Origin of the sequence: Citrobacter sp. Cf118 (assembly GCF_030334095.1) — a bacterium.
GTDB classification, from domain to species: Bacteria; Pseudomonadota; Gammaproteobacteria; order Enterobacterales; family Enterobacteriaceae; genus Citrobacter; species Citrobacter freundii.
The window spans coordinates 1-25,417 of sequence record NZ_JAOWES010000089.1; the positions used below are offsets into that span (position 1 = coordinate 1).

Here is a 25,417-nt window from a genome sequence, read left to right on the forward strand (position 1 = left end):
GGAGCGGATTTGAACGTTGCGCAGCAACGGCCCGGAGGGTGGCGGGCAGGACGCCCGCCATAAACTGCCAGGCATCAAATCAGCAAAAAGGCCATCCATTAGGGTGGCCTTTTTGCTTTCAGTTCGTTGAAATTTAATGGATAACCTGCGACAAGAAGGCGCGTGTGCGTTCAGATTTGGGATGAGCAAAAAACTCATCCGGTGGTGCCTGTTCCACAATCTCGCCAAGATCCATAAAGATCACCCGGTCAGCTACTGTGCGGGCAAAGCCCATTTCATGGGTTACACACAGCATGGTCATGCCCGATTGTGCCAGACCTATCATGGTATCCAGCACTTCTTTGACCATTTCAGGATCCAACGCTGATGTGGGTTCATCAAATAACATGATTTTGGGTTTCATACACAGCGAGCGTGCAATGGCCACGCGCTGTTGTTGCCCGCCAGAGATTTGCCCGGGATATTTATGCGCATGTTCGGCAATGCGGACCCGCTCGAGGTAGTGCATTGCCAGTACTTCAGCCTCTTTTTTCGGCATCTTTTGCACCCAGATAGGCGCCAGTGTGCAGTTTTGTAGGACAGTTAAATGAGGAAAGAGATTAAAGTGCTGAAAGACCATGCCAACTTCTTGTCGGACGCGCTCAATATTGCGGATGTCTTCATTGAGTTCAATCCCATCCACCACAATGCGTCCTTGCTGATGCTCTTCCAGATGGTTAATACAGCGGATAGTTGTCGATTTACCCGAACCGGAAGGCCCGCATAATACGATGCGCTCTCCCTGTTTTACCTTCAGGTTGATGTTTTTCAGGACGTGAAACTGTCCGTACCATTTGTTGACGTTTTCCAGCGTAATCATCGCGTCGGTAGACGGCATTAATAATTGGCTCATAAATTCCTCAGTGCGGTGTACGCCCGGTGTTAAAACGTTTTTCCAGATGTTGGCTGTAACGCGACATACTGAAACAGAAGATCCAGTAAATCAGTGCAGCGAAAACATATCCTTCTGTCGACATACCCAGCCACGCAGGGTCCACAGTTGCTTGCTGCACGCTACTGAAGAGATCAAACAGACCGATGATAATGACCAGACTGGTATCCTTGAACAGGGCGATAATCGTGTTAACCAGGCCAGGGATAACCAGCTTGAGGGCTTGCGGAAGAATGACCAGCCCCTGAGTTTTCCAGTATCCTAACGCCAGTGATTCAGCGGCTTCATACTGACCTTTTGGTAGGGCTTGTAACCCTCCGCGAACCACTTCTGCGACATAGGCCGACTGGAAAAGAATAACGCCGACCAGGGCCCGGATAAGCTTGTCGATACTGGTTCCTTCGGACATAAACAGAGGAAGCATGACCGAGGACATAAACAGAACGGTAATCAACGGCACACCGCGCCAGAACTCAATGAAAATGACGGATAAAACCCGCACGACTGGCATATGGGAACGACGTCCCAGCGCCAGTAAAATGCCCCATGGAAGCGCGCCTGCAATCCCCACGGATGCGATAATTAGCGTCAGTGTTAATCCACCCCACTGCCGGGTTTCTACGCGCTCCAGCCCGAAAAAACCCCCATACATCAGCCACCAAACCACCACTGGATAAACGACGGCCCAGACAGCGATATAGCGGCCACGATGCGGGATTGTTTTCAAGAACATGGGAACGATAGACAGCAAACCAATTATCAGGGCCAGATTTACACGCCAGCGCTGATCGTGGGGATAAAGTCCATACATGAATTGCCCAAAGCGTTCATGAATGAACACCCAGCAGGCTCCGGCTTTGGTGCAGTCTGCTCGGGTTGAACCTACCCAGTTGGCCTGAAAGAATACCCAGTTCAACAGTGGCGGAAGAAATGACCAAATCAGCCATATGCATAGTAGGGTGAGCAGGCTATTTGACCAACTGGAGAACAGGTTTTTACGCACCCAGAGTAGGCTGCGGCTTGCCGGATTACTGTGCTGGCGTGAGGGGTGAGACAGCAGGGCTTTTGTCATCATGGCTCCTTAGCGCTCAATCAGTGCAATACGGCGGTTATAAATATTCATCAGCAAAGAAATACTCAGACTAATGATCAGGTATACCGACATGGTGATGGCGATCGTTTCAATGGCTTGCCCTGTTTGATTGAGTACCGTGCCGGCAAACAGTGAAACCATGTCCGGATAGCCAATGGCGGCCGCAAGAGAAGAGTTCTTGACGATATTCAGGTACTGGCTGGTCAGTGGGGGAATGATGACGCGTAGCGCCTGTGGGATGATTACCTGGCGTAGCGTCACCGGATTTGGCAGACCCAGCGAGCGTGCGGCTTCATGTTGGCCATAAGGAACGGCCTGAATTCCCGCCCGAATAATTTCTGCAATAAATGCCGAGGTGTACACCGAAAGCGCCAGAGTCAGTGCCGCCAGTTCGGGAATAAGCACCATACCGCCACGGAAGTTAAAACCACGAAGCGCGGGAATATCCCAGTGAAGCGCAGCGCCAAACATCCACTGTGAAATCACCGGTAAAAGTCCGATCAACGCCAGAGCCATGGGCCAGGTCCGACGTAGCTGGCCGGTTTTGGTCTGATGCATTCTGTTGAAGCGAAATAATCCGATGGTGACGACGATAGCGATAACGACAGCGGTGCAAAAGGCAAAAAAACCTTCTCCCATTTGCGGGGCTGGTATATAGAGCCCCCGGTTACTCAGGAACATCAAATCCAGTGCGTTAACAGCCTGGCGTGGGCCGGGCAGGTTACGTAATACAGCGAAATACCAGAAGAAGATCTGCAGCAGCGGCGGTATATTGCGGAACGTTTCGATGTAGATCGTCGAGAGTTTTCGCAATAACCAGTTATCTGACAGGCGTGCCAGTCCGAGAAAGAAACCGAGAATTGATGCGAAAACAATACATAATGCAGAAACTAATAGCGTATTGAGCAGGCCGACCACAAAGACACGACCATACGTATCGCCTTGCTCGTAATCAATCAGATGCTGGACAATACCAAATCCGGCACTGCGATCGAGAAAAGAAAACCCCGAGGTAATACCGCTATTGTTCAGGTTATTTATCGTGTTATGAATGAGATAGACCGCAATGCTGATAACCGCAATGACGGCGAGTATTTGAAATAACCAGGCGCGGACCGCAGGGTTAGAAAAGGATAACGATCCTTTTACGGTTGAGCGGCGATGGAACATAAGAAAACCTCAGTAACTATGACTCTGGGCTGAGCGCCGCAGTTGCGGCGCCCGTTACATCACTACGCATTAGCGCACCGGTGGCGCATATTGGATGCCACCGTTATTCCAGAGGTTGTTCTGTCCACGTTTGATCTTCAGCGGACTTTCCGATCCAACGTTACGTTCAAAGATCTCCGAATAGTTACCAACCTGCTTGATAATGTTGTAGGCCCATTTGTTATCAAGCTTCAGATCCTTGCCATAATCCCCTTCTTTACCCAACAGGTGAGCCATATCCGGAGTTGCCGGATTAGCCGCTTTTTCATCGACGTTTTTCGAGTTAACACCCATTTCTTCCGCATTCAGCATGGCGAACAGCGTCCAGCGAACAATGGAGAACCACTCATCGTCCCCACGACGTACGACAGGTCCCAGCGGTTCTTTAGAAATAACTTCTGGCAGGACGATCCACTCCGCAGGATTGCTCAGCTTGATGCGTAGGGCATACAGCTGAGACTGGTCGGAAGCCAGCGTATCGCAACGTCCAGATTCCAGAGCTTTGGCTGATTCATCCGAGCGGTCAAAGGTGACGGGGGTGTACTTCATATTGTTGGCTTTAAAGTAGTCGGCCACGTTCAGTTCGGTATCGGTTCCCGCCTGAATACAGACCGTTGCGCCATCCAGCTCTTTAGCGCTCTTCAGACCTGCTTTATTGTGGGTAAGAAAACCAATGCCGTCATAATACGTTACGCCAGTGAAGGACATACCCATACCGGCATCACGAGAGGAGGTCCACGTGGTATTACGAGAGAGCATGTCGACTTCACCAGACTGTAATGCAGTAAAGCGTTCCTTGGCGGTGAGCGGGGTATATTTTACTTTGCTATCATCGCCAAATACGGCGGAGGCAACGCCACGACATATATCAACATCAATACCCGAGAACTTGCCGCTTGCATCGGCATAAGAAAAGCCAGGCAAGCCGTCGCTGATCCCACATTGCACAAACCCTTTTTTCTTTACGGCATCAAGTGTTGCGCCGGCATGCGCCTGATTTGCAACAGCAAGCAGCACGCCGGCCGCAGCCAGGCTGGCGATTATCATCTTTTTCATAGAGCATCCTGTGTGGAGGAATTATTGTTATGGAAACGTTCTGAAAACGTCTTTTACCTGTCTGTGGCTTTGGCCATACTCTTTTAAGCAAAGGTAGTGCCAGTTTTTTGCGCCTGATTATTCGACGCAATATGCAGAGTGTAGACAGGAAAAAATAAATGCAGCGCCCTGAAGTGGTGCAAATTTGAAACGTAAGCCACATTTCGGCGCAAAAAATTTAAAAATCAGACAGGACGCGTGATAACGATTTCTGGCGTTAATATTAATGGCGTGAGAATAATGAAAAGAAACTGTGGTATAACGAAAAACAGAAAAAATGCTAATTTTAAATCGTGGATGTGTGAGGGAAATCTATAATAATTTTATTATATGTCAGTCGCTATTAAGCAACGTTTTGTCTTATATGTAGATTTTATGCTTAGTGCTCAAAGCGCGGTAATAACCGCGCTTTTGAGATGATTTATTTGGTCAGGGCGACAATCCCAAGTGTCAGTCCGGCAACGGCTGCAGCACCACCGGCGATGGCTCCGGCTGTTTCCCAGTTATCCTGGGTAGTGCCTTTCATACAGGTATTGGTATGAACCAGGCGCCCCTGATCGTCGTATACAGGTACGCAAGGAGAATCGTGTGCACAGCCAGCCAGGAATGCGGTAAGCAATGCAACGGATATTAATCTTTTCATGGTGTTACCTCAAAATAAGCGTTTCGCTAATTAAGCAAAGACAAACGCTAAGCCATCTGCGAACTCGGTGATTATTTTACCACTTCTTAAAAAAGGACTGACATGAGGAATAATCTCAATTCATGTGGATTGTAAAAATAATGGATAAAAAGAAAGGTCGTAGGCGAGTTTAGAGGGATAGTTAAAATGAAATAAATGGCTATCTTACTAATAAATAAAGAGGAGCATCGTAGGTAAAAAAGGCGTCCGTAGACGCCTTTATTTTACAAATTAATCGTTGTGCCGACTAAAACGCCGTCTCACGACAACAAAGAAGACGGGGACGAAGAAGATAGCCAACAATGTTGCGGTCAGCATTCCTCCCATAACACCTGTACCGACCGCATTCTGTGCACCACTACCTGCTCCGTGACTGATAACCAGAGGCATAACCCCCAGAATAAAGGCCAGGGATGTCATGAGGATAGGACGAAGACGCATACGCGATGCCTCCAGCGTCGCTTCAATCAACCCCTTGCCTTCTTTATCCATCAGGTCTTTGGCAAACTCGACGATCAGGATGGCGTTCTTAGCCGAGAGGCCGATAGTGGTTAGTAAGCCAACCTGGAAATAAACATCGTTATTCATCCCGCGCAGTGATGCTGCTAACAATGCGCCTACAACACCGAGCGGTACAACCAGCATCACCGAGAACGGAATAGACCAGCTTTCATACAATGCGGCAAGGCAAAGGAATACTACGATTAACGAGATGGCATACAGCGCAGGCGCCTGGTTACCCGACAGCCTTTCCTGATAAGACATACCCGTCCAGTCATGACCAATACCATTCGGCAGTTTTTCCGCCAGACTTTCCATCAGCGCCATTGCTTCACCAGTGCTTCGCCCTGGTGCCGCTTCGCCCAGTATTTCCATGGATGGCATACCGTTGTAACGTTCCAGTCGCGGTGAACCATAAATCCAATGTGATGCACTGAACGCAGAGAACGGAACCATTTCGCCATTGGAGCTGCGGATATACAGATTATTGATGTCCGCTGGCAGCATGCGGTATTTTGCATCCCCCTGAACGTACACTTTTTTCACACGACCGCGGTCAATAAAGTCATTGACGTAATAGCCGCCCAGTGATGCGGAGATAGTTTCGTTGATATCCGACAGCGATACCCCCAGTGCCTGTGCTTTCTCCTGATCAACATCCAGCTTAAACTGCGGAGTATCTTCCAGTCCGTTAGGACGAACGCGAACCAACAGATCGGGGTGTTTAGCCACCATTCCCAGTAGTTGGTTACGCGCTTGCGTCAACGCCGTATGCCCCAGACCGCCCTGATCGATCAGCTCAAAATCGAAGCCGGTTGCGGTACCCAGTTCAACAATAGCGGGCATATTGAAGGGGAAGACTAACCCATCGCGGATCTGGCTGAACGCGCGTGTGGCGCGTGCAATGACCGCTTCAACACTATTTTCCTCGCCGCTACGTTCATTCCAGGGCTTGAGGCTAACGAATGCCAGACCTGAGTTTTGCCCCTGACCGCTGAAGCTAAAACCGTTAACCGTGAAGACGCTTTCGACGTTAGCTTTCTCATTGGTCAGGTAGTACTGAGTAACCTGATCCAGTACTTTCTGGGTGCGCTCTTGCGTAGCTCCTGCCGGAAGTTGAATCATTGTCATAAACACACCCTGATCCTCCTCTGGCAGGAAGGAGGTCGGCAGGCGCATAAACAGAACCGCCATTCCGATCACGATGATCAGATAGACGATAAGGTAACGCCCTGTTTTACGCACAATACCGCTGACGCTATTGGTATAGTGATTGACGCTGTGATCGAATTTGGCATTAAACCAGCCAAAGAAACCGCTTTTTTTCTCGTGATGCTCAGCCGATACCGGCTTCAACAACGTTGCACAAAGCGCAGGAGTCAGGATCAACGCTACCAGTACAGAAAGCGCCATGGCGGAAACGATGGTAATGGAGAACTGCCGATAGATAGCCCCAGTTGAACCGCCAAAGAAGGCCATCGGGATAAATACCGCAGACAGCACCATGGCAATACCAACCAGTGCTCCCTGTATTTGTGACATGGACTTTTCCGTCGCCTCTTTAGGCGGCAGATTATCTTCCATCATCACGCGTTCCACGTTTTCCACCACCACTATCGCATCATCGACCAATAGACCGATGGCGAGCACCATGCCGAACATCGTCAGGGTGTTTATCGAGTAGCCAAACGCGGCAAGTACGGCGAATGTGCCCAACAATACGACGGGGACAGCGATGGTTGGAATGAGCGTTGCCCGGATGTTTTGCAGGAACAAATACATGACCAGGAACACCAGCACGATCGCTTCAAACAGCGTTTTTACCACTTCATGAATGGAGATGGTCACAAACGGCGTCGTGTCGTACGGGTAGACCACCTTCATTCCCTGCGGGAAGAATGGTTGCAGTTCAACCAGCTTGGCTTTGATAGCGTTCGCGGTATCCAGCGCGTTTGCCCCGGTTGCCAGCTTGATCCCAAGGCCGGATGCAGGCTTACCGTTAATACGCGCCACGACGTTGTAGTTTTCCCCACCCAACTCGATACGCGCGACGTCTTTCAGGTGAACAACCGAACCATCGCTGTTCACGCGTAAAGTCACTTTCCCGAACTCTTCAGGGTCTTTCAGTCGCGTTTGCGCAATGATAGAGGCGTTCAACTGCTGGTTAGGTAATGCAGGCGTCCCCCCTAACTGACCTGCGGCAATCTGATCGTTCTGTACCTTCAACTGATTGATCACATCAACTGGCGTGAGCTGATATTTGTTCAATAAGTTTGCATCCAGCCAGATGCGCATGGCGTACTGTGCACCAAACAGCTGCACGTCACCCACGCCATTCAGACGGCTGATTGAGTCTTTAACGTTCGAAGCGACGTAGTCGGAAATGTCATCCTGTGTGGTTTGGGGGTTGTCAGAAACAAAACCCGCGACCATCAAAAAGCTGCTACTCGATTTCTCGACGCTGATCCCTTGCTGCTGAACTTCTTGCGGCAGTAAGGGAGTGGCGAGCTGCAGTTTATTTTGCACCTGTACTTGCGCGATATCGGGATCGGTACCGGACTGGAAAGTCAGCGTAATAGTCACACTCCCGGCTGAGTCGCTGGTGGAGGACATATACATCAGGTTATCGATACCATTCATATTCTGTTCGATAACCTGTGTGACTGTATCCTGAACCGTCTGCGCATCTGCACCAGGATAGGTGGCAGAAATGGCGACCGCAGGAGGCGCAATGGTCGGGTACTGTGCCACGGGCAGTTGCATGATTGCCAGAGCGCCCGCCATCATCAGAATGATAGCCAGTACCCAGGCAAAGATAGTACGCCTGATAAAAAAGTTAGCCATGTCCGGTTACCTTATTGGGCTTTCGTGGCAGGAGTTTCGGTATCGGCGGTTGCTTTAACCTGAACGCCTGGACGTGCTTTCTGTAAGCCGCTCACGATAACTTTGTCACCCGGTTGCAGGCCTTCGCTGATAAGCCATTTGTCGCCAATGGCTTGTGCGGCAACGACTGCTCGAGACTCAACCTGACTCTTGTCATTGACGACCATTACGGTGGCATCGCCGCGAGGCGTACGCGTTACCCCCTGCTGCGGAACGAGAATGGCATTTGGCTGAACACCTTCATCAATGCGTGCGCGCACAAACATGCCCGGCAACAGCGTATGCTGTGGGTTAGGGAACACGGCTCTGAGGGTGATTGATCCGGTGCTTTCATCAACCGTCACATCAGAAAACTGCAAAGAGCCTTTTAGTGGGTATGACTTACCATTTTCCATCACCAGTTCGACTGTACTGCTGGCGCTGTCTTTATGCAGATTCCCTTGTTCAACAGACTGTTTGAGGCGCATAAAGTCGTTACTGGACTGTGTTACGTCGACGTAAATGGGATCGAGCTGTTGAACGGTAGCAAGCTCTGTAGCCTGGCCATTCGTGACTAATGCGCCCTCGGTGACGTTAGATTTACCGATGCGTCCGCTAATCGGCGATGTCACTTTTGTGTAGGCAAGATTGATACGCGCGCTTTCGACCGCCGCTTTTGCCGCGATCACGGAGGCATCGGCCTGACGAGCATCAGCAATTGCCTGATCGTACTCTTGCTGGCTGATGTACTTGGTGCCAACCAATGGCACATAGCGTTTTACCGTTAAATGCGCGATTGCAGCCGCCGCTTCACTCTTCGCCAGTTCACCTTTGGCGCTGTCATAGTCGGCCTGGTAAGTCGCGGGATCGATCTGATAAAGCGACTGTCCGGCGTCAATATCGCTTCCCTCAGTGAAATTCCGTTTAAGCACTATCCCGCTGACCTGGGGACGGACTTCTGCAATTCGGAATGCCGTTGTGCGCCCGGGTAATTCGGTCGTTACGGCTAAAGGAGCCTTTTCGACGACATGGACAGTCACCTGCGGTTCTGCGGGATGAGCTTGTGTTTCTCCCTGATCGTTACAACCGGCGAGTAATGCAGCGGAGACGATGATGAATGAGGGCAGGAGTGAAAACCTGGCATTTTTCGTCATTTCAATTCCTTAAAAAACCGAACGCTCGTTATTAACCGGGTAACGCAGGGGCGATAACGCGCACAAGAGAAAATAATAGTTGGCTATCCTACAAATTATTAGCTAGCGATGTAAGCAATACTTATTTATGGGTGCGATTCACGGCACGTAAAAGCAAAAATAGATTAATCGACTGCTGTTTCATTGTGGTGTTAATAGCAATGCTATGATGCGTATAAACACAAATTGAAATAAGTATTTGGTTTGTGAATATATTGATTGTTGGTATTTGTTTTGTTTATTCGTGTGCAAAGTCAGTAATAATATTCTTTAGGGCTCGTTTAAATAAATGCTAAGTGATACATTTGTTCCATACCGCAAATATTAGATAAGAAAGTTAATCATTCTCTACCTTACCCTTACCTCAGACAGCTGAAACCATGGCCAGAAAAACGAAAGCTGATGCCCTCAAAACGCGGCAGCACCTGATAGAAACAGCGATTGTACAGTTTGCCGCACGTGGCGTAAGCAATACGACGCTAAACGACATTGCAGATGCCGCCAGTGTGACGCGGGGGGCGCTGTATTGGCATTTTGAAAACAAGACGCAATTGTTTAATGAACTATGGTTACAACAACCGCCATTGCGCGATCTTATTCAGGACCAGCTTATTGGCCGTTGGGGAGATAATCCTTTACAGCGACTGCGTGAAAAGTTAGTTGTGGGTTTGCAATATATTGCGCAGAATCCTCGCCAGCAGGCATTAATGCAGATTTTATATCATAAATGTGAATTCCATAACGATATGATATCGGAACAGGCTATTCGTGAAAAAATTGGTATCAATCATCTGGGTATGCGCATTGCCTTGCAGAAATGTATGGATGACGGACTTATCGCAACCAACCTTGATTTAGATGTTATAATAATTATTCTTCATGGGAGTTTTAGTGGCATTGTTAAAAACTGGCTCATTAATCCAATGAGTTATGATCTTTATAAACAAGCGCCAGTATTAGTTGATAATGTATTAAAAATGTTAAGCCCAGATGGTAGCGTAAGGCAATTAGCGCAGAGTGAGAGTCAGGTGGGGTAGTTTTAGCCGCCAGGCCTGACGGCTGCTGAAGTGGGGTTGGTGGCGCTATTCGAGGTCGACGCAGTTGACCAGCTTAAGGGGATTCACTGAGTTCATATTCCGGCACTTATCGTGCTCTGTTGTCATCAGCTCTATCCATTGGATGAGCAGCGCATCAAAAAGAAAAACGAATACTGCAAAAACAACCAGCCACCAATACTTACGAATCATTACCAAACCCTGTGTATTCATGCCCAAGCGTGCAGGGAATATACACGAAATCTGTAACCTGAAAAGCAGACTTACAATGCCTTTACTTTGTTGAAAGATCGCCGCTCTTTGCCGTCAATCGACTCTTTTTAGACAGGTTTTTTGTCTTACGTTTTTTCACCTTGGCAAGCTCAATTTCTGAAAAATGAGAACCGATACTCAGTCTTCTGAGCCCCATTTTTACGTATTCAACATTGATCTCAATCCCGACAAACTTGCGACCCAATTCCACGGCGGTGGCACCGGTGGTGAAGCTGCCGGCAAACGGATCCAGTACCCTGTCATCTGGGTTCGAGGATGCCAGAATTATACGCTCCAGGAGGGCTTTGGGTTTCTGGGTGGGGTGGTTTTCGTATTCGTCCATCAGATAGCGAACGCGTGGGAACTCCCAGACATTTCCCGGCACTTTTTTCTGATTGTATGGCTGTGGTGGATTTTTTCTGTAGTCTATTAGCGCGCGTTGAGCCCCGGTTTTGGCTTCAACCAGAATATCGTCACGATTAAATGTGTAGTTTTTCTGATCTTTTACCATCATCAGGATCGGTTCATACATCGAACCAAAGTAATTTTTAGCCTGTACCCCTGAGCTATCGTATGACCACACGATACGGCTCTTGATAGTAAAGAGCTGGCGGCATTTGAGGTCAATATACGGCATATTCTCCGTACTGTTCATGATGTACATGGTGCCGTGCGGTTTGAGAATGCGATGGCACTCGTCAATGCACTCAAACAGCCACGCCAGAAAAGCCTCTTCATCCCAGGACTCCACCATCCCGTCAAAATCTTTACCGATGTTATAAGGTGGATCGGCAAAAATGAGATCGACGCTTTCAGAAGGCAGTTTTTTCAGTTCGGTCAGTGCATCACCCAGGATTATCTTTTTAGATTCATCGCCAAAATAGACAGGTTCACATCTTGCGTTCATCGCCAAAGCCTCCCGTGTGAAGTTAATAAAAAAGGCGCTTCCCCATGCCGAGTAGCGCCTTTTAAAACAAACATTTAACTGATTAGTATCAGTTCATGCCGTACTGTCAGATTAGCTGTTTTCATGCTTTGGGATGGTTTTTGTATTTTATTTAAAATCAATCAGTTATATGAAATTATGACTGTATATTGTTCCAGTGCTTTTTGTTGTTTATGCTATTATGCAAGCAATTCTGTATAAACATTTGTATAAACACTTTGGGCTGGGTGGTGGTCTATGGCTGGCGAACTTAACAAACTGAGCGACAGGAAGTTAAAGGGATTACATGGCATCCCGGCCAGTAAGATTGAGTTTTATGCTGATGGTGCCGGGTTGAGTGCTAAGGTAACGAAAGCTGGTGGCATTAGCTGGGTGTTTACTTACCGACTCGACGGGCAGAAGCTGCATCGGCTGACTCTGGGGCGCTACCCTGATAGGAGTCTCAAAGAGGCCCGTTCCTCGCGTGATAAATGTCGTCAGTGGCTGGCCTCTGGTAAAGACCCAAAGCACCAGTTGGCGCTAACTACTCAGGAAACGCTTAAACCGGTCACGGTGCAGGAAGCTATCGAATATTGGATACGCGAATATGCGGAAGAAAACCGTGCGAACGTTGAGCGGCATAAAGCGGAGCTGCGCAAACACATTTACCCTTATATTGGGAAAATGGCGCTCGCTGACTGCGAAACCCGCTACTGGCTTGACTGCTTTGACAGGATGAAAAAGAAAACGCCGGTTGCTGCTGGTTATGTATTCCAGATGTGTAAGCAGGCTCTGAAATTCTGCCGCGTTCGCCGTTACGCCGTCAGTACCGCCCTTGAAGATTTGAGTATTCCCGATGTTGGTAAAAAGCAGGCGAAAAAAGATCGGGTATTGAAAGATAAAGAGGTTGGGGGATTGTGGGCTGCTATATCGTCTGGCGATGTTTTTCTGCCTTACTACACAAACTTGCTCAGGATCACCACTTTGTTTGGTTGCCGCACTCAGGAGGCCAGATTGTCAGAGTGGGCCGAATGGGATATGGAGGCGTGGGTGTGGACAGTACCAAAAGCGCATAGTAAAGGTGGTGAAAAGATTGTGCGTCCAGTTCCGGAGGCGATGCGTTCATTTATTGAAATGCTCTACGATGAAACAAAATCATCCGGCTACCTTCTTGGGGTTGTGAAGAATAGCGAAGCTGTTAGCCAGTGGGGCCGTAGTGTTTATAAAAAACTGGGGCATTCTGAACCTTGGACATTGCATGATCTACGGCGAACGCTTGCAACTCATATGAATAATATGGGTATCGCTCCGCATGTTGTTGAACAGTTGCTGGGCCACTCGATGCCAGGGGTTATGGCGATTTATAACCGTAGTCTGTACCTGCCGGAGAAACTGGACGCGCTGAATAAGTGGTATGACCGCTTAGAACTTCTTGCGGGTAATCATCAAAATGTGGTTCTGTTAACTGTAGCGAATAGAGATTAAACTGGTCTTGCGAGTCTAGGTCGGCCAACCGAAAAGCGGGAAACCCTACCCGCCTGGCTCGCGAGTTAATTAGGGGCGTTAAGGGTAACGTTATGGCAGAAAAAGAAATAAAGATTCCATTTTCATATTGTAGATTGTCCAGAGGTGCATCATTTCTGGGGGTTGAACCGTCAGATTTGATCAACCTTGCTATTGAAAATAAAATCGAAATAAGCATGATGCTGAAAAGGTTTCACTGCCGAATCCTTCTTCGTGAAGATTTTAGTGAGGTAAAGGATTGGTATTCATCACTATATTTTCCTCGTACTTTTAATGCTATGTCAGGGCAAACCCGCGCGATAACGAATCACTCTTTTATTGAATTTACTAATGGCCGTTATTTTGAACCGGATAAACTATTATCTGGTTCAGACATCTTTACGGAACAAGAAAGTAAAGGGTTCCTTGTCGGATATGGCTTTGCATTAGGTCTGTGGCGGGTAATGCCCGATCAGTTTGAGTCATCTTTACCTGTGAAGAATTTTTTCCCCGGATTTTTCCCGTGCCTCACGGGCGGTGAAACTCCAGTAATTCAGATTCTGCCAGCCCAATCTTTTATCGATCAGGCTAATGGCAAGAGGTTTAATTTTGACCCTTATGAGTTTGAAGCCGGGTATGATGATTTATGGGTTACTAATTATGATATTAAACGGCTTATGGAAAGCGGCCTTGATTTCGATAAGCTGCCAATGCTCAATGATATTGAACGACCTGATTTAGACTCTGATTCAAAAAATAGTATTAATAAACGCTCAGAAAGTGCAAAAGAAAAACATGCACGAAATGAACTATTAATCTTAAGTGCTGCAATAAAATTCAAAGAAACAAGTGCTGATATTTTCAATGAAAAGTGCTTGAAAAAAGATGGGAGCTACAATTTCTCAGCATGGGCCAGAGAACTTTCCGACAGAGTGCACTTATTCCCTGACGGACAATGCCCGGTCAAGAGCGTTGACACAATTACGTCATACATTAGTAGGCACTTTAAGTTTTAATTGTAGTAGCTTCTAAACGTTAGAAAGGGTGTTCTAATCATTAGATTACCCTTTTTAGAATTAAACACACCCTTTTAAATTTTAGACGCCATTTTTATTAATTCACTTTAGACAAATACTTCCCCCACAACGCAAGAACAGACAGGAAAGGCTCCTTCTGATTGCGTAAAGTGGAGGAAGCATGTCAAATATTCGTTTTACCCCGCCAACACCTGAACAACGCCGCACCATTCTCGCAGAATATGGCATTAAGTTTGATCGCCGTATTCGTGAAAGTGAATGCTTCGAAATAACCAGCCTTTCCCGTTCCACCCGCTGGTATATGGAGAATGAAGGTAAATTCCCGCCACGCTGCCACTTTGGCCGTAATAGTTGCGCATGGCTTTTGTCAGATGTTCTTTGGTGGGTTCGCAATCCACCTGCTGTTGAGAACGTCAACACCCCTTACAACCGTAAATCCGCGTAAGGGGGGCGCTATGCAAAAATTAAATGAGTTGGTTCCGGTTAACCCCGGAAATATTGGCGGCGTGGCGGTATCGCTGGTCAGTGCTAAAAAACTCCATGCGTTTCTCGGCGTTGGGCGTGATTTCACCACATGGATTAAGGGGCGTATCAGTCAGTATGGTTTTACTGCTGGCGTGGATTTTACTGTGGTTGAAAATTTGAGCGCCCCCGTTTCGGGGAGCGCAAAATATCGCCAACAAATTGCACATGATTACTTGATCACTATCGACATGGGTAAAGAGCTGGCAATGGTTGAGCGCAACGAAAAAGGGCGGGAGGTGCGCCGCTACTTCATCAACTGCGAACGCCAGGCAAAAGCCGCCGCTAATATCCCCCAGACGTTACCGGAAGCCCTGCGCCTTGCTGCTGATCTGGCAGAAAAGGCAAGCGAACTTGAAAACCGGCTGGTGGCCGCTGCGCCAAAGGTTGATTTCGCTGATCGCGTGGCGGAGATCAGCAAGGGTATTTCCATTCCCAACTATGCCAAAGCCGTAGGGCTTGGCCCCATCAAATTATTCGGCTGGATGAGGCAACAGGGGATTCTCATCAACGGCGGCCAGCGCCACAACCTGCCTATGCAGCGTTATATCGATAGCGGTTATTTTGCCGTTCGCCAGGGAACGTATGAAACGAATGGCGAGGTAAGAGCCTCATTCACAACGATGCTGACAGGGAAAGGTGAGCAGTGGTTAACGAAGAAACTGATCGCTGGTGGTGTATTGCCGGAGGTGCCGAATGCTGACGCTGAATAAAACAAAGGCAGCTTTGCAGAGCTGCCAATGTCACTACGAAAAGCCGAAACAGATTAAGCATACCAGGGTTAATGCTGGTGGTCAAAGAATGAGCCAGCGCAATTCTGCGCCCGCTGATTTTATTCAGGATTTTGGCTCTTCTTTTGCCTTTTGGCGCTGGCGGCGTTTGATTTCGCCTTTCGCAGCAGTGACAAGAAACCCTGCGGTACTTTCACCTTCATGTTTAAAAAGCTCGATATCTTCCATCACATCATGGGGGATTCGAACTGTGGTCATTTGTGACTTTGCATTCTTCGCACCTGTTGCCATTACTGAAACTCCTTATGTTAGGTGTATTTCAGTATACGCAAAAAAAATAAAAGAAAAAGGCTTGAAGTGTATTTCACTTTGGGCTAGTTTGAATATTAAAGGTGACATACACCTTTCAAGTGCGAAGCCCGGTAGTGCTAGGAACACTAACCGGGCCTCTGACCACAAACCGTTAAGTGAGGTAACAGTTATGGCTGACAATCAGTCTACCCAAACTCGCCCGGAATTTACATGGTTATTCCTGGCAACCCCCGATCACACTCCTGAATGCACACCAGTAGTGCTTCGCTTTGATGCTGATACGGAAGCTAAAGCCCGCGCCGCTTTCCCCGGCTGGGATTTAGTTTTTGCCGCCAAAATCCGCGCTCAGGCTCCTTGCCGCGTTGCGTTCTTCGATTACACCACCCGCCGTGGCTGGGAGTTCGACAGTGCCGCGATTCAGGAGGTACGTCATGGCTAAGCAAACCATAGAGAACAATGTGCACTTCGCATCGTTGAAACAGCGATCCAGCCAGGTAGATGCGCTGATGGTAGCGCTTGAAATTGCCTGCAATGAAATGGAGTCAGGTGATATCGAAACAGCGATAGCCGGAATCCGCTCAATGTCTGCTGATATTTTCACGGCCATCCATGCCATTAAAGATTTGGAGGTGCGCAATGTTTAAAGAGATAAATCTGGATGCTTACTATGAAGATCAGCAGCGTGTTAATGCTCTGATTGGTTCCACTAGTGCGCCTGTACCAACTACACCGGAGAACATTTCGCGCAATCGTCTGTTACGTGTTCAGGCCGGGTTGCGGCATTTACTGACTGAGGTCATACCACAAATCACCGACGAGCAGCACCGCCATGAAGTCTATTTGTGGGTTGATGGGATTTATTCCATTACTCGCTTTGAGGAAGTTGACGCGGAGAAGGTGTAACCATGATCAGTCTCACAAAATTTAATGAGCTGGAAAACCGTGTCGATCTGCTGGTTAACCGCGTCCTGGAGTTAGAACAGCAGGTGCGCACACTCACCGAAAGCCAGGGGGGAGATATTCCTCCCGGTATGGCCCCGGTCGCCACGCTGGCGGCTGAGTTCGGCATATCGACGAAAAAAGCCGAAGAACTGGCAAAAAACACGGGCGTGATACTGGTCAGAATGAAAGCTGGTGGCTTTATCGCGCCGGATAATAAGTTCAGAGAGGTGGCGAGGCAGGTTCTGCGCAGCGCGAAGCGCAAATATGGGTCGGCGTACTGGTATCACCCATTACTTGGCAAATTTCAGATGAGCGGAGGTATCCCACAATGACCGATATTTTTGATGTGCTGGGGCCGTTGTTCCGCAAACTGACCGAAACCTGTATTGCTCACCAGATAGCGGAAACCGGTTCGGCGACATTGCTGGTGGAAAGCGATAAGTATATGGCCCGCTATCGCTTCACGCTGGAGCCGCGCGTAACTGAAAACGTATTGATGAAATATATGATTTTTGGCTGCTTTGACGAATTCGGGCGCGATGAGGGGTTAAGGCGTTTGCGGGATATTCTGCTGACCTGCTTTACCGACGATGGCGATATTAACGAAATGGGGTTGCAGATAGTGAAAAGCTGCCACCTTGAGTACCTGCATGAAGACCTGGGCGCGGATATGTCCAATAAGGTGTTGCACTGATGAAGATGAAGAATGCCCCGAACATTAAATTCCTGCCGAAAGATAAATTTACCGAGGCGATTATCTTTGCGGGTGAAGATGCCTATTCGCATGTGCAGCACTGGATCGAGAGCGAAGGTAAAAGGGCATGGGATGATGTACCGCCTGTTTATCTGGGTAAAAGGCAACTTGCGGAACTGGAACGGTTAAACATTGTTGATAACGGCCGTCGCAGTGTTCGTGTGATCCGCGCTGGCGAACTTTCCGAAATGCAGATAAGCACTATCGCAACCAAACTGGCGCTGGCGGATGTGAAAGAGGCCCGGCTGTTTAATGGCATGTTTGAGCCTCAGCCAAAGGAGGACTGGACGGGCAGGCTTCCACGTCTCAAAGAAGAGGCCGAACGCGGGGAAAGTATTGTGGTGAACCTGCCTGTGAAAAAACGGGAGCCAAAGCCTGAACAGGGCGATGAACTCAAACCCCGCGTGGAAAGCCGCAGCGATGGCCTGTACTGGATCACGCCAAAGGTGGACAAGGATAGTGGCGAGATCATCAATAACGAAACGTGGCTGTGCTCGCCTCTTGAGGTGGTCGGCTCCGGTAGTGACGGGGCAGAGCGCTATCTTGTTTTGCGCTGGCGCTCTCCGCGTGGTCATGAAGATATTACCAGGGCGATCCCCTGTGCTGATATCGGTGAGCGCGACGGTTGGCGCTCACTTAAAGCTGGTGGGGTGAATGTGACCACTAAAAGCACCTTCCGGGCGATTCTGGCCGACTGGTTGCAGCAAAGCGGCATTGATCGGGAATGGATTATCACCCATACCACTGGCTGGCATCACGGCGCATATATCATGCCTGATGGTGAAGTGATTGGTGATCCAGAGACGCCCATTCTCTTTAACGGTCGCAGCGCTGCATCTTCCGGGTATGCCATTGCTGGTACTGCTGCCACCTGGCGGGATTCCGTCGCCCGTCTGGCCGGGGGCAATCCGTCCATGATGCTGGGCGTGGCAGCGGCATTATCCGCGCCGCTTATTGGCCTGGTGGGTGCTGATGGTTTCGGCGTCCATTTGTTCGAGCAGTCGAGCGCCGGTAAGACCACTACCGCCAATATTGCGAGCAGCCTGTGGGGTGAGCCTGATGCGTTGCGGCTTACCTGGTACGGTACTGCGCTTGGCATAGCAAACGAAGCGGAGGCGCATAACGACAGCCTGTTACCGCTTGATGAGGTAGGACAGGGCAGCAGTGCCAAAGATGTTGCCACGTCTGCTTACACCCTGTTTAACGGTGCCGGAAAGTTGCAGGGAGCCAAAGAGGGCGGCAACCGGGAGCTTAAACGCTGGCGCACGGTGGCGATCAGTACCGGGGAAATGGATATTGAAACCTTCCTGGCTGCTGGTGGGCTGAAAGTGAAAGCGGGCCAACTGGTGCGCTTGCTCAACATCCCTATGGAGAAATCGACGACCTTTAACGGTCTGCCAAACGGAAAGGCTCATGCTGACGCACTGAAAGAAGCCTGGATTGATAACCACGGGGCGGCGGGGCGTGAGTGGGTTAAATGGCTGGCGGCTAACCAGCAGGAGGCTAAACAGGCGGTGCGTGACGCGCAAACGCGCTGGCGCGGCCTTATCCCGGCGGATTACGGTGAGCAGGTACACCGCGTGGCCGAACGCTTTGCAATCCTCGAAGCCGCGCTGGTAACTGGTGCATCAATCACCGGATGGAGTGAACAGGCCTGCCGTGACGCTATTCAGCATAGCTTTAACGCCTGGGTGAAAGAGTTCGGCACGGGTAACAAAGAGCACCAGCAGATCATCGAGCAGTGCGAGGCGTTCCTGAATGCCTACGGTTTAAGCCGCTTTGCACCGTTGCCCTATGATCCGTCCAGTATGCCGATTCGCGATCTGGCCGGGTATCGAAAGCGCAAAAGCAGCCATGATGATGCGCCGCTGGTGTTCTATACGTTCCCCGCAACGTTTGAGAAGGAGATAGCTCAGGGCTTTAACGCCAGGCAGTTTGCCCGCGTGCTTGCCGCTGCTGGCTTGCTTTCTGAGCCGTCCAGCGGGCGTGGATACCAGCAGAAATCCCCGCGTATTGATGGGCGTCAGATCAACGTTTATGTGCTTCACCAGGTTGCGGAAGATGGAGAAGAATAAATTACACATGTGAGGGTTGTTAATGTTGGTTCAGTTGGTTCAGTGTCTATTGGTTATGTTCATATGGCTGTTTTATATGGGGTTAATGTCAAAAAAATGAACCAACACTGAACCAACAAATAGCGGTTTTGAACCAACAAACGGGCAGTTTGAACCAACATTTTAGAACCTCATGGACTGAACCAACATGAAAATACCCAATGTTGGTTCAAATCGGGGCTTTGTTGGTTCACTCAACGGAAAATAATCCTTATAAAACAATTACCTTTACAAATTGAACCAACTGAACTAACTGAACCAACATAGTTTTGTATATATACGTGAAAAATAAAGAGGTCATTAATGAAACTGATTGGCAAAGATAACGGGCATATGAGCGATCTTAAGTTTCTCTACAGCGCCGTTGATGAGCTTTCAAATAAAGATGAGATTACGGTGACGGATTTTCTGGCTCTGAGCGCTTTTGTCACTTCTGAAAAACTTGATCTGGAATCGTACCAGTCTGGGCTGGAAGAAGGTGGGCAAGAGCTGTCGAAATATGCCAGCGCTTACCTCGATCTTCTACAGAGGATGGCGGCTGATTTGTCGTACCCAACCTCTGGCCTTGAGAACGCTATCCATAGCGCACAATCAACGGCAAGCTGGGCTTTCTATCAGTGTGGGCTGGATAAAGAATAATCATCCTGCTTAGCAAAAAAAGGCCTGGTTTCTCCAGGCCGTCAAGACTACATGAAATAAATATCTTCTCCCCGTTCGAATACATCAATAATGCCGTGGGCTTCTGAGGGGCATTCTCCGTTAGTAATCAGCGTCTCCCAGAACTTCTGATCGAAACGACGGTCGAGGTAAAAATATCGGCAAATTCCTAAGAGATCACCTCGTTCCCATTCAGGCTTGTATCGAACCTGAAGTTCATCCTCTAGCGCGTAGAAGGTGAGCCTTTCTTTTTTTATCCATGCATCATCAAGTCGCTTGGCAAGAAAAAGTGTTTTTTCCTTTGAGGTAGTGAAAAAATCAGCAAAGGGTTCATGGGGTTTTTGCGGGATGCTACCGTCCGTATCATGGAGAGCTGGATAAACTCCAGACTCCCAAGCATACAGGTAAGCATTGCTGAACTCATCGTGATGCTTTCCGATATGCATTATCTGAATGCGCTGCTGGTTAAAAAGAGCCTGCATGATGTTGTGGTCAGACATGTTAATCCCTCGTCCAGAGTAAAAAGTAAACACCAAAACAATATGGTTTATTCCTGCTTTTGTAAATTATTTGTTCTCCTGTTTTCGCTGCTGTTTGCGACAACATAGAGGTGTTTACTCATTGATTATTATGTATATCTTGAAGAGTGGCACTCAGACGTGAGCCGCCACTGTCCACCTGGTTTTTTCCCGTTCTGCGACGGTTTCCTTTCCAGGTGGACATCCCTCCAAGCGCTGGTTTCACGTCTCAACGTTAATTGTTACGGAAACCACTCCATGAAGAAATTACTTGAATTACGCCAGCAGAAAGCCGCACTCAAAACCCAGATGCGTTCCATGCTGGAAAAAGCTGACAACGAAAAGCGAAGCCTGAACGATGAAGAGGGCAGGCAGTTCGATGAACTCCGCGTCCAGGCAGATGTGCTTGAAGTTGAAATTACCCGCCTTGAAGCTGTCGCCGATGATCAGCGCAATTTGCCTGGTACTTCTGTTGAAGGTAAAGGTGTAAGCAACGATGAGCTGCGCCACTACATCATGACTGGCGATACCCGCTCTCTCTCCACGTTGGTGCAGGCTGACGGCGGCTATACCGTTATCCCTGAGCTGGACAAAGAGATCATGCGCCAGTTGCAGGATGACAGCGTTATGCGCTCCATCGCCACGGTGAAGACCACCAAAACCAACGAATACCAGAAGCTGGTGTCAGTGGGCGGCACTACCGTTAAGCGCGGCACCGAAGGCGAAGCGCGTACCGAAACCAGCACACCGAAGATGGAGCGCGTTGATATCAAACTCAACCCGATCTACGCCTACCCGAAAACCACTCAGGAAATTCTCGACTTCTCCGAAGTTGATATTCTGGGTTGGCTGTCTTCCGAAATCACCGACACCTTCACTGCTACCGAAGAAACCGACTTTGTGAACGGCGACGGTGATAAAAAATCCAAAGGGTTCCTGTCCTATCCGCGTGCGGCCACCAGCGATAAAACCCGTCCGTTCGGCACGCTGGAGAAGATGGAAGCTGCTGCCGTTTCCTCTGATGGCCTTATCGACCTGCTGTATAAGCTGAAAGCCAAATACCGCAAAAATGCCGTATGGGTGATGAACTCCAACACTGCCGCTACGCTGCAAAAGCTGAAAAACGGCAACGGGGATTACATCTGGCGTGATCGTCTCGTCGCTGACTCCCCTGATACCCTCCTTGGCCGTCCGGTTCAATATCTGGAAACGATGCCTGATGCGGCTGCGGGTGAAGCGTTCCTGGCAGTCGGCGACTTCAAGCGCGGTTACTTCATCGTGGATCACACTACTGGCGTGCGTACCCGCCCCGACAACATCACCGAACCGGGTTTCTACAAGGTGCATACTGATAAATACCTGGGCGGCGGCGTGGTGGACTCCAACGCCATCAAGGTGCTTGAGCTTTCCGGCTCCGGTTCCTGATCTGACGTTTAAGGGGCTTCGGCCCCTTTTTGCCCTCTGTGGAGTCCAACAATGAAAACAATCGATTTTGAAATCCGTACCTCCGAACTGAGTGCCAGCAACAAAAAGCTGGTGGGCTATGCCGTGCGCTGGAACAGCCTGTCAGAAGTTATCTGGGATGAGTTCCGCGAGCAGTTTGCGCCGGGGGCGTTTAAAGATAGCCTGGAATCCGGTAGCGATGTGCGTGCGCTGTACGAGCATAACTATACCCAACTGCTGGGGCGTACCAAATCCGGCACGCTGGTGTTGGCCGAAGATGATACCGGGCTACGCTTCGAACTGACCCCGCCGAATACCCAGCTTGGAAACGATGTGCTGGAGCTGGTGGAGCGTGGAGACATTTCCGGCATGAGCTTCGGGTTCCGTGCGCTGAAAGAGTCCTGGGATATTACTCCTACACCGTATATTCGCACTGTTACCGCTGCCGAGCTGCGGGAGATCACCGTTACTTCTATGCCTGCTTACCCTGAGTCCGGCGTGGAAATTGCGCACCGTTCTCTGTTCTCCCAACATCCTGAACTGCGCCGCGCTGGTGATAACCGCCGACGCTGGGCTGACTTAGCGGGGCTGTGATATGTGGAATATCTGGCCTTTTGGCCGTAAATCTGAGCCATCCGAACAGCGCAGCATGACGATTGATGAGTTTCTGGCGATGGCAGGGATTCCAAACACTGGTTCAGGCGAATATGTGTCTGCTGGTACTGCGGAATCTCTGCCGGCGGTGATGAACGCCGTTTCAGTTATCAGTGAGGCAGTGGCAACAATGCCCTGCTATCTCTACCGCGTGCGCAACGATAACGGGCGAGAAGCGCGGGAGTGGTTGAGTAATCATCCGGTAGATTTTCTCCTGAACGAGCAACCGAACGACTGCCAGACGCCATACCAGTTCAAGCGCACGATGATGCGTCATTGCCTGCTGAATGGTAACGCCTATGCGGTGATCCAATGGGGCCGTGACGGCCAGCCGCAATCCCTGCATCCGTATGCGCCGGGGGCGGTTGTTCCTGAGCGTATCGGCCAGCATAAGTACAAATACACTGTTACTGAGCCGTTTACCGGGGCAGTGCGCACTTACTTGCAGGAAGAGATTCTGCACCTGCGCTACTCGACCGATGATGGTTTTCTGGGGCGCTCGCCGATCACCATCTGCCGTGAAGCGCTGGGGTTAGGTCTGGCCCAGCAGCGCCACGGTGCCAGCATTATGAAAGATGGCATGATGGCGGCGGGCGTAGTCACTACTGCTGAATGGCTCGATAGTGTGAAGGGTAAGCAGGCGCTGGACGCGCTTGAGCGCTACAAAGGTGCCAGAAATGCCGGTAAAACACCGATCCTTGAAGGTGGCATGGACTATAAGCAGCTTGGCATGAGCAATCAGGATGCTGAGTGGCTAGCCTCCCGGCGCTTCACCATCGAAGATATTGCCCGCATGTTTAACGTTTCTCCCATCTTCTTGCAGGAATACAGCAACAGCACCTACAGCAATTTTAGTGAGGCGAGCCGCGCCTTTCTCACCATGACGATGCGCCCGTGGCTGGCGAACTTCGAGCAGCAGATTAAATCAGCTTTGCTGGTGGCCTCACCTGTGCCGGGCATTCGCTATCAGGTGGAGTTTGATTCGGCTGACCTCCTCCGTGCTACCCCAACCGAACGTTACGCCACGTATGAACGAGGTATCAAGAACGGGATCATGAACCCGAACGAAGCCCGTGAGCGCGAGGGTATGTCGCCGCGTGAAGGTGGCGACGAATACAGCCAGGCATGGAAGCAGGAAGTGAAGGTCAGTACCGGTTCTGAGAATAAGGAGGATGCGTCATGAGGCCAGGAGGATTAAGGCAACGCGTCACGATTCAGAATTTTACTACCAGCCGAACCCCTTCTGGTGGCGTCATTCAGGAATGGTACGACGTTGCGAGAGTCTGGGCAGAAGTGAAGGGGATCAGTGGCCGTGAGCTGATCGCTGCGGGTGCTGAAATGTCCGAGGTTACATTTCGTATGTGGGTACGTTACCGCTCTGACGTAACCAGTGCCAGCCGGATCATCTGGAAACAGAAAGGACATGATGCAAAAGCATTTGATATTCAGTCGGCAATTCCTGATGAAAAGGCTACCAGGCTGGAGTTGCTTTGTAAGGGAGGGCTTAAGCCGTGAGTGAACTAATTGGGCTTGATGAGGCAAAACTTCACTGCCGCATCGATAACGATGATTCCTATGAAGATGCAATGATTCAGGCATACATCGAAGCGTCACTGGAAGTATGCCAGAAGCATATCGGTAAACGGTTCGGCGCTGGCCTGGAATTCACTCCTGCCATCAAGATTGGATGCCTTATGTACGTTTCCCAACTGTACGAATACCGCACGATGATTAGTGATGTGGAGGCGAAAGAGATCCCCCTTGCTATCTCTGCATTGTGGTCTGTGTATCGCGATGTGGGGGTGTACTGATGCCGTGGCAACCAATGCGCCGGTGCACTGAGCCGGGATGCAATAAGCGGGTTAAGTCTGGTAAGTGCGATGAGCACAAGCGGGAAGCCTGGCGGGCGGAAGATGCCAGACGCGGCCACCGTCGCGCCCGTGGTTACTCAGCATCATGGGAGCAGTACCGCGCTCAGTATCTGAAACGTCAGCCGCTATGTGTCGAGTGCCAGAAGTTGGGCCTCTACGTTCCTGCAAAGATTGTTGATCACATCATCCCTATCGACGGCGGTGATGATGTTCTGTTCTGGCCTGAGTGGAATCACCAGCCGTTATGCCAGATGCATCATAACCAGAAGACCACGCAGCAAGACCCCATCACCAAAGCGAACCGTAAGGCAGGGCTGTACCGAGAGCAGGAAGAGCGTGCAGCCCATCGCAATGACTGGATGTATGAGGCCAGCAATGAATGAGAAAGACGTGGTGAATCTGTACCGATCATTGATGCGCTGCCGTGATGGCTTCATGCAGGGGCGAAGCAGACGCAATGAGCGCCAGACTGCGCAGCGTATGAGCGAGCGTGAACGGGAGTTGCGGGAATGCTTCCGCAACCGCTGACAGACCGCATGGACGGGGTGGGGGAGGTTTTCA

At 49.7% G+C, this 25,417-nt stretch carries 30 protein-coding genes; 19 read left to right on the forward strand and 11 right to left on the reverse strand.

What is annotated here, in order from left to right; genetic code table 11:
• Positions 1 to 133: 133 nt before the first annotated feature.
• The 7 genes from OGX67_RS23620 to OGX67_RS23650 form a co-directional block, all read right to left on the reverse strand.
• A complete protein-coding gene (locus OGX67_RS23620) occupies positions 134 to 892 on the reverse strand; it encodes an amino acid ABC transporter ATP-binding protein (protein ID WP_003025300.1) in 759 nt (252 codons plus the stop codon).
• Between the two features lie 7 nt (positions 893 to 899).
• On the reverse strand, positions 900 to 2,003 hold the full coding sequence (locus tag OGX67_RS23625; protein WP_032950347.1) for an amino acid ABC transporter permease: 1,104 nt from the start codon (positions 2,001 to 2,003) through the stop codon (positions 900 to 902).
• A 9-nt stretch (positions 2,004 to 2,012) separates the two neighbouring features.
• Positions 2,013 to 3,194 (reverse strand): amino acid ABC transporter permease, encoded by a 1,182-nt coding sequence (locus OGX67_RS23630; protein ID WP_032950346.1) that lies wholly within the window; start codon positions 3,192 to 3,194, stop codon positions 2,013 to 2,015.
• A 69-nt stretch (positions 3,195 to 3,263) separates the two neighbouring features.
• Positions 3,264 to 4,289, reverse strand: coding sequence for an amino acid ABC transporter substrate-binding protein (locus OGX67_RS23635; protein WP_057064879.1), 1,026 nt, complete (start codon positions 4,287 to 4,289; stop codon positions 3,264 to 3,266).
• Positions 4,290 to 4,749: 460 nt separating this feature from the next.
• Positions 4,750 to 4,971, reverse strand: coding sequence for a lipoprotein (locus tag OGX67_RS23640; RefSeq protein ID WP_003025292.1), 222 nt, complete (start codon positions 4,969 to 4,971; stop codon positions 4,750 to 4,752).
• Positions 4,972 to 5,241: 270 nt separating this feature from the next.
• On the reverse strand, positions 5,242 to 8,355 hold the full coding sequence (locus OGX67_RS23645) for an efflux RND transporter permease subunit (protein WP_286527608.1): 3,114 nt from the start codon (positions 8,353 to 8,355) through the stop codon (positions 5,242 to 5,244).
• A gap of 11 nt (positions 8,356 to 8,366) precedes the next feature.
• Positions 8,367 to 9,527: an efflux RND transporter periplasmic adaptor subunit gene (locus OGX67_RS23650; RefSeq protein WP_071697437.1), complete on the reverse strand. Its 1,161-nt coding sequence runs from the start codon at positions 9,525 to 9,527 to the stop codon at positions 8,367 to 8,369.
• 419 nt (positions 9,528 to 9,946) lie between these two features.
• On the opposite strand from OGX67_RS23650, the gene envR reads away from it, so the two are divergent.
• Positions 9,947 to 10,603, forward strand: coding sequence for an acrEF/envCD operon transcriptional regulator (envR, locus tag OGX67_RS23655; protein WP_204583227.1), 657 nt, complete (start codon positions 9,947 to 9,949; stop codon positions 10,601 to 10,603).
• Positions 10,604 to 10,648: 45 nt separating this feature from the next.
• Here envR and OGX67_RS23660 read toward each other — a convergent pair whose 3' ends face one another.
• On the reverse strand, positions 10,649 to 10,813 hold the full coding sequence (locus OGX67_RS23660; protein WP_003025279.1) for a DUF2556 family protein: 165 nt from the start codon (positions 10,811 to 10,813) through the stop codon (positions 10,649 to 10,651).
• 82 nt (positions 10,814 to 10,895) lie between these two features.
• Positions 10,896 to 11,780: an adenine-specific DNA-methyltransferase gene (gene yhdJ, locus OGX67_RS23665; RefSeq protein ID WP_003844806.1), complete on the reverse strand. Its 885-nt coding sequence runs from the start codon at positions 11,778 to 11,780 to the stop codon at positions 10,896 to 10,898.
• A 276-nt stretch (positions 11,781 to 12,056) separates the two neighbouring features.
• Here yhdJ and OGX67_RS23670 point away from each other — a divergent pair, with 276 nt between their 5' ends.
• The 4 genes from OGX67_RS23670 to OGX67_RS23685 all read left to right on the forward strand — a co-directional run bounded on the left by OGX67_RS23670 (position 12,057) and on the right by OGX67_RS23685 (position 15,573).
• A complete protein-coding gene (locus tag OGX67_RS23670) occupies positions 12,057 to 13,283 on the forward strand; it encodes a tyrosine-type recombinase/integrase (RefSeq protein ID WP_257651783.1) in 1,227 nt (408 codons plus the stop codon).
• A gap of 92 nt (positions 13,284 to 13,375) precedes the next feature.
• Entirely contained in the window at positions 13,376 to 14,317 is a 942-nt protein-coding gene (locus tag OGX67_RS23675; protein WP_286527615.1) for a hypothetical protein, read from the forward strand.
• A 181-nt stretch (positions 14,318 to 14,498) separates the two neighbouring features.
• Entirely contained in the window at positions 14,499 to 14,783 is a 285-nt protein-coding gene (locus tag OGX67_RS23680) for a helix-turn-helix transcriptional regulator (RefSeq protein WP_049007531.1), read from the forward strand.
• 10 nt (positions 14,784 to 14,793) lie between these two features.
• On the forward strand, positions 14,794 to 15,573 hold the full coding sequence (locus OGX67_RS23685) for a phage antirepressor KilAC domain-containing protein (protein WP_257651782.1): 780 nt from the start codon (positions 14,794 to 14,796) through the stop codon (positions 15,571 to 15,573).
• 123 nt (positions 15,574 to 15,696) lie between these two features.
• Here the strand turns inward: OGX67_RS23685 and OGX67_RS23690 are convergent, their stop codons facing one another.
• The gene (locus tag OGX67_RS23690) at positions 15,697 to 15,882 is read right to left on the reverse strand and encodes a YlcI/YnfO family protein (protein ID WP_001547837.1); all 186 of its coding nucleotides are present in this window, start codon (positions 15,880 to 15,882) and stop codon (positions 15,697 to 15,699) included.
• Between the two features lie 190 nt (positions 15,883 to 16,072).
• On the opposite strand from OGX67_RS23690, the gene OGX67_RS23695 reads away from it, so the two are divergent.
• The 7 genes from OGX67_RS23695 to OGX67_RS23725 all read left to right on the forward strand — a co-directional run bounded on the left by OGX67_RS23695 (position 16,073) and on the right by OGX67_RS23725 (position 20,352).
• Complete coding sequence (locus OGX67_RS23695; protein WP_196594957.1) at positions 16,073 to 16,342, forward strand: host cell division inhibitor Icd-like protein; 270 nt, start codon at positions 16,073 to 16,075, stop codon at positions 16,340 to 16,342.
• Positions 16,335 to 16,547: a hypothetical protein gene (locus OGX67_RS23700; RefSeq protein WP_085178578.1), complete on the forward strand. Its 213-nt coding sequence runs from the start codon at positions 16,335 to 16,337 to the stop codon at positions 16,545 to 16,547. Before OGX67_RS23695 ends, OGX67_RS23700 begins: the two co-directional genes overlap by 8 nt.
• Positions 16,540 to 16,806, forward strand: coding sequence for a transcriptional regulator (locus OGX67_RS23705; protein WP_257651781.1), 267 nt, complete (start codon positions 16,540 to 16,542; stop codon positions 16,804 to 16,806). The genes OGX67_RS23700 and OGX67_RS23705 overlap by 8 nt, the downstream gene beginning before the upstream one ends.
• Before the next feature lie 2 nt (positions 16,807 to 16,808).
• Positions 16,809 to 17,177: a hypothetical protein gene (locus tag OGX67_RS23710; protein ID WP_257651780.1), complete on the forward strand. Its 369-nt coding sequence runs from the start codon at positions 16,809 to 16,811 to the stop codon at positions 17,175 to 17,177.
• A complete protein-coding gene (locus OGX67_RS23715) occupies positions 17,174 to 17,539 on the forward strand; it encodes a hypothetical protein (protein ID WP_257651779.1) in 366 nt (121 codons plus the stop codon). Before OGX67_RS23710 ends, OGX67_RS23715 begins: the two co-directional genes overlap by 4 nt.
• A complete protein-coding gene (locus OGX67_RS23720) occupies positions 17,539 to 19,674 on the forward strand; it encodes a DUF927 domain-containing protein (RefSeq protein ID WP_044597563.1) in 2,136 nt (711 codons plus the stop codon). The genes OGX67_RS23715 and OGX67_RS23720 overlap by 1 nt, the downstream gene beginning before the upstream one ends.
• Before the next feature lie 342 nt (positions 19,675 to 20,016).
• Positions 20,017 to 20,352: a hypothetical protein gene (locus OGX67_RS23725; protein WP_171858546.1), complete on the forward strand. Its 336-nt coding sequence runs from the start codon at positions 20,017 to 20,019 to the stop codon at positions 20,350 to 20,352.
• Positions 20,353 to 20,399: 47 nt separating this feature from the next.
• Here the strand turns inward: OGX67_RS23725 and OGX67_RS23730 are convergent, their stop codons facing one another.
• The gene (locus OGX67_RS23730) at positions 20,400 to 20,870 is read right to left on the reverse strand and encodes a hypothetical protein (RefSeq protein WP_039671529.1); all 471 of its coding nucleotides are present in this window, start codon (positions 20,868 to 20,870) and stop codon (positions 20,400 to 20,402) included.
• Between the two features lie 276 nt (positions 20,871 to 21,146).
• On the opposite strand from OGX67_RS23730, the gene OGX67_RS23735 reads away from it, so the two are divergent.
• From OGX67_RS23735 to OGX67_RS23765, 7 genes are read left to right on the forward strand one after another with little or no spacing between them, the layout of a single operon-like run.
• Positions 21,147 to 22,313, forward strand: a complete 1,167-nt coding sequence (locus OGX67_RS23735; RefSeq protein WP_171858547.1) for a phage major capsid protein — start codon at positions 21,147 to 21,149, stop codon at positions 22,311 to 22,313.
• A gap of 51 nt (positions 22,314 to 22,364) precedes the next feature.
• Complete coding sequence (locus tag OGX67_RS23740) at positions 22,365 to 22,925, forward strand: HK97 family phage prohead protease (RefSeq protein WP_171858548.1); 561 nt, start codon at positions 22,365 to 22,367, stop codon at positions 22,923 to 22,925.
• Between the two features lies 1 nt (position 22,926).
• Positions 22,927 to 24,168 carry a phage portal protein gene (locus OGX67_RS23745; protein WP_171858549.1) on the forward strand — a complete coding sequence of 414 codons (1,242 nt, stop codon included), beginning with the start codon at positions 22,927 to 22,929 and terminating at the stop codon, positions 24,166 to 24,168.
• Complete coding sequence (locus OGX67_RS23750; RefSeq protein ID WP_171858550.1) at positions 24,165 to 24,500, forward strand: phage head closure protein; 336 nt, start codon at positions 24,165 to 24,167, stop codon at positions 24,498 to 24,500. The genes OGX67_RS23745 and OGX67_RS23750 overlap by 4 nt, the downstream gene beginning before the upstream one ends.
• Complete coding sequence (locus OGX67_RS23755; protein ID WP_001547824.1) at positions 24,497 to 24,796, forward strand: head-tail connector protein; 300 nt, start codon at positions 24,497 to 24,499, stop codon at positions 24,794 to 24,796. Before OGX67_RS23750 ends, OGX67_RS23755 begins: the two co-directional genes overlap by 4 nt.
• A complete protein-coding gene (locus tag OGX67_RS23760) occupies positions 24,796 to 25,239 on the forward strand; it encodes an HNH endonuclease signature motif containing protein (RefSeq protein WP_171858551.1) in 444 nt (147 codons plus the stop codon). Before OGX67_RS23755 ends, OGX67_RS23760 begins: the two co-directional genes overlap by 1 nt.
• On the forward strand, positions 25,232 to 25,384 hold the full coding sequence (locus OGX67_RS23765) for a hypothetical protein (protein WP_171858552.1): 153 nt from the start codon (positions 25,232 to 25,234) through the stop codon (positions 25,382 to 25,384). The genes OGX67_RS23760 and OGX67_RS23765 overlap by 8 nt, the downstream gene beginning before the upstream one ends.
• Positions 25,385 to 25,417 lie beyond the last annotated feature (33 nt).

Coding starts and splice junctions, on each gene's coding strand:
- OGX67_RS23620 (WP_003025300.1), bottom strand. CDS start 892: ATGAGCCAATTATTAATGCCGTCTACCGACGCGATGATTACGCTGGAA.
- OGX67_RS23625 (WP_032950347.1), bottom strand. CDS start 2,003: ATGACAAAAGCCCTGCTGTCTCACCCCTCACGCCAGCACAGTAATCCG.
- OGX67_RS23630 (WP_032950346.1), bottom strand. CDS start 3,194: ATGTTCCATCGCCGCTCAACCGTAAAAGGATCGTTATCCTTTTCTAAC.
- OGX67_RS23635 (WP_057064879.1), bottom strand. CDS start 4,289: ATGAAAAAGATGATAATCGCCAGCCTGGCTGCGGCCGGCGTGCTGCTT.
- OGX67_RS23640 (WP_003025292.1), bottom strand. CDS start 4,971: ATGAAAAGATTAATATCCGTTGCATTGCTTACCGCATTCCTGGCTGGC.
- OGX67_RS23645 (WP_286527608.1), bottom strand. CDS start 8,355: ATGGCTAACTTTTTTATCAGGCGTACTATCTTTGCCTGGGTACTGGCT.
- OGX67_RS23650 (WP_071697437.1), bottom strand. CDS start 9,527: ATGACGAAAAATGCCAGGTTTTCACTCCTGCCCTCATTCATCATCGTC.
- envR (WP_204583227.1), top strand. CDS start 9,947: ATGGCCAGAAAAACGAAAGCTGATGCCCTCAAAACGCGGCAGCACCTG.
- OGX67_RS23660 (WP_003025279.1), bottom strand. CDS start 10,813: ATGATTCGTAAGTATTGGTGGCTGGTTGTTTTTGCAGTATTCGTTTTT.
- yhdJ (WP_003844806.1), bottom strand. CDS start 11,780: ATGAACGCAAGATGTGAACCTGTCTATTTTGGCGATGAATCTAAAAAG.
- OGX67_RS23670 (WP_257651783.1), top strand. CDS start 12,057: ATGGCTGGCGAACTTAACAAACTGAGCGACAGGAAGTTAAAGGGATTA.
- OGX67_RS23675 (WP_286527615.1), top strand. CDS start 13,376: ATGGCAGAAAAAGAAATAAAGATTCCATTTTCATATTGTAGATTGTCC.
- OGX67_RS23680 (WP_049007531.1), top strand. CDS start 14,499: ATGTCAAATATTCGTTTTACCCCGCCAACACCTGAACAACGCCGCACC.
- OGX67_RS23685 (WP_257651782.1), top strand. CDS start 14,794: ATGCAAAAATTAAATGAGTTGGTTCCGGTTAACCCCGGAAATATTGGC.
- OGX67_RS23690 (WP_001547837.1), bottom strand. CDS start 15,882: ATGGCAACAGGTGCGAAGAATGCAAAGTCACAAATGACCACAGTTCGA.
- OGX67_RS23695 (WP_196594957.1), top strand. CDS start 16,073: ATGGCTGACAATCAGTCTACCCAAACTCGCCCGGAATTTACATGGTTA.
- OGX67_RS23700 (WP_085178578.1), top strand. CDS start 16,335: ATGGCTAAGCAAACCATAGAGAACAATGTGCACTTCGCATCGTTGAAA.
- OGX67_RS23705 (WP_257651781.1), top strand. CDS start 16,540: ATGTTTAAAGAGATAAATCTGGATGCTTACTATGAAGATCAGCAGCGT.
- OGX67_RS23710 (WP_257651780.1), top strand. CDS start 16,809: ATGATCAGTCTCACAAAATTTAATGAGCTGGAAAACCGTGTCGATCTG.
- OGX67_RS23715 (WP_257651779.1), top strand. CDS start 17,174: ATGACCGATATTTTTGATGTGCTGGGGCCGTTGTTCCGCAAACTGACC.
- OGX67_RS23720 (WP_044597563.1), top strand. CDS start 17,539: ATGAAGATGAAGAATGCCCCGAACATTAAATTCCTGCCGAAAGATAAA.
- OGX67_RS23725 (WP_171858546.1), top strand. CDS start 20,017: ATGAAACTGATTGGCAAAGATAACGGGCATATGAGCGATCTTAAGTTT.
- OGX67_RS23730 (WP_039671529.1), bottom strand. CDS start 20,870: ATGTCTGACCACAACATCATGCAGGCTCTTTTTAACCAGCAGCGCATT.
- OGX67_RS23735 (WP_171858547.1), top strand. CDS start 21,147: ATGAAGAAATTACTTGAATTACGCCAGCAGAAAGCCGCACTCAAAACC.
- OGX67_RS23740 (WP_171858548.1), top strand. CDS start 22,365: ATGAAAACAATCGATTTTGAAATCCGTACCTCCGAACTGAGTGCCAGC.
- OGX67_RS23745 (WP_171858549.1), top strand. CDS start 22,927: ATGTGGAATATCTGGCCTTTTGGCCGTAAATCTGAGCCATCCGAACAG.
- OGX67_RS23750 (WP_171858550.1), top strand. CDS start 24,165: ATGAGGCCAGGAGGATTAAGGCAACGCGTCACGATTCAGAATTTTACT.
- OGX67_RS23760 (WP_171858551.1), top strand. CDS start 24,796: ATGCCGTGGCAACCAATGCGCCGGTGCACTGAGCCGGGATGCAATAAG.
- OGX67_RS23765 (WP_171858552.1), top strand. CDS start 25,232: ATGAATGAGAAAGACGTGGTGAATCTGTACCGATCATTGATGCGCTGC.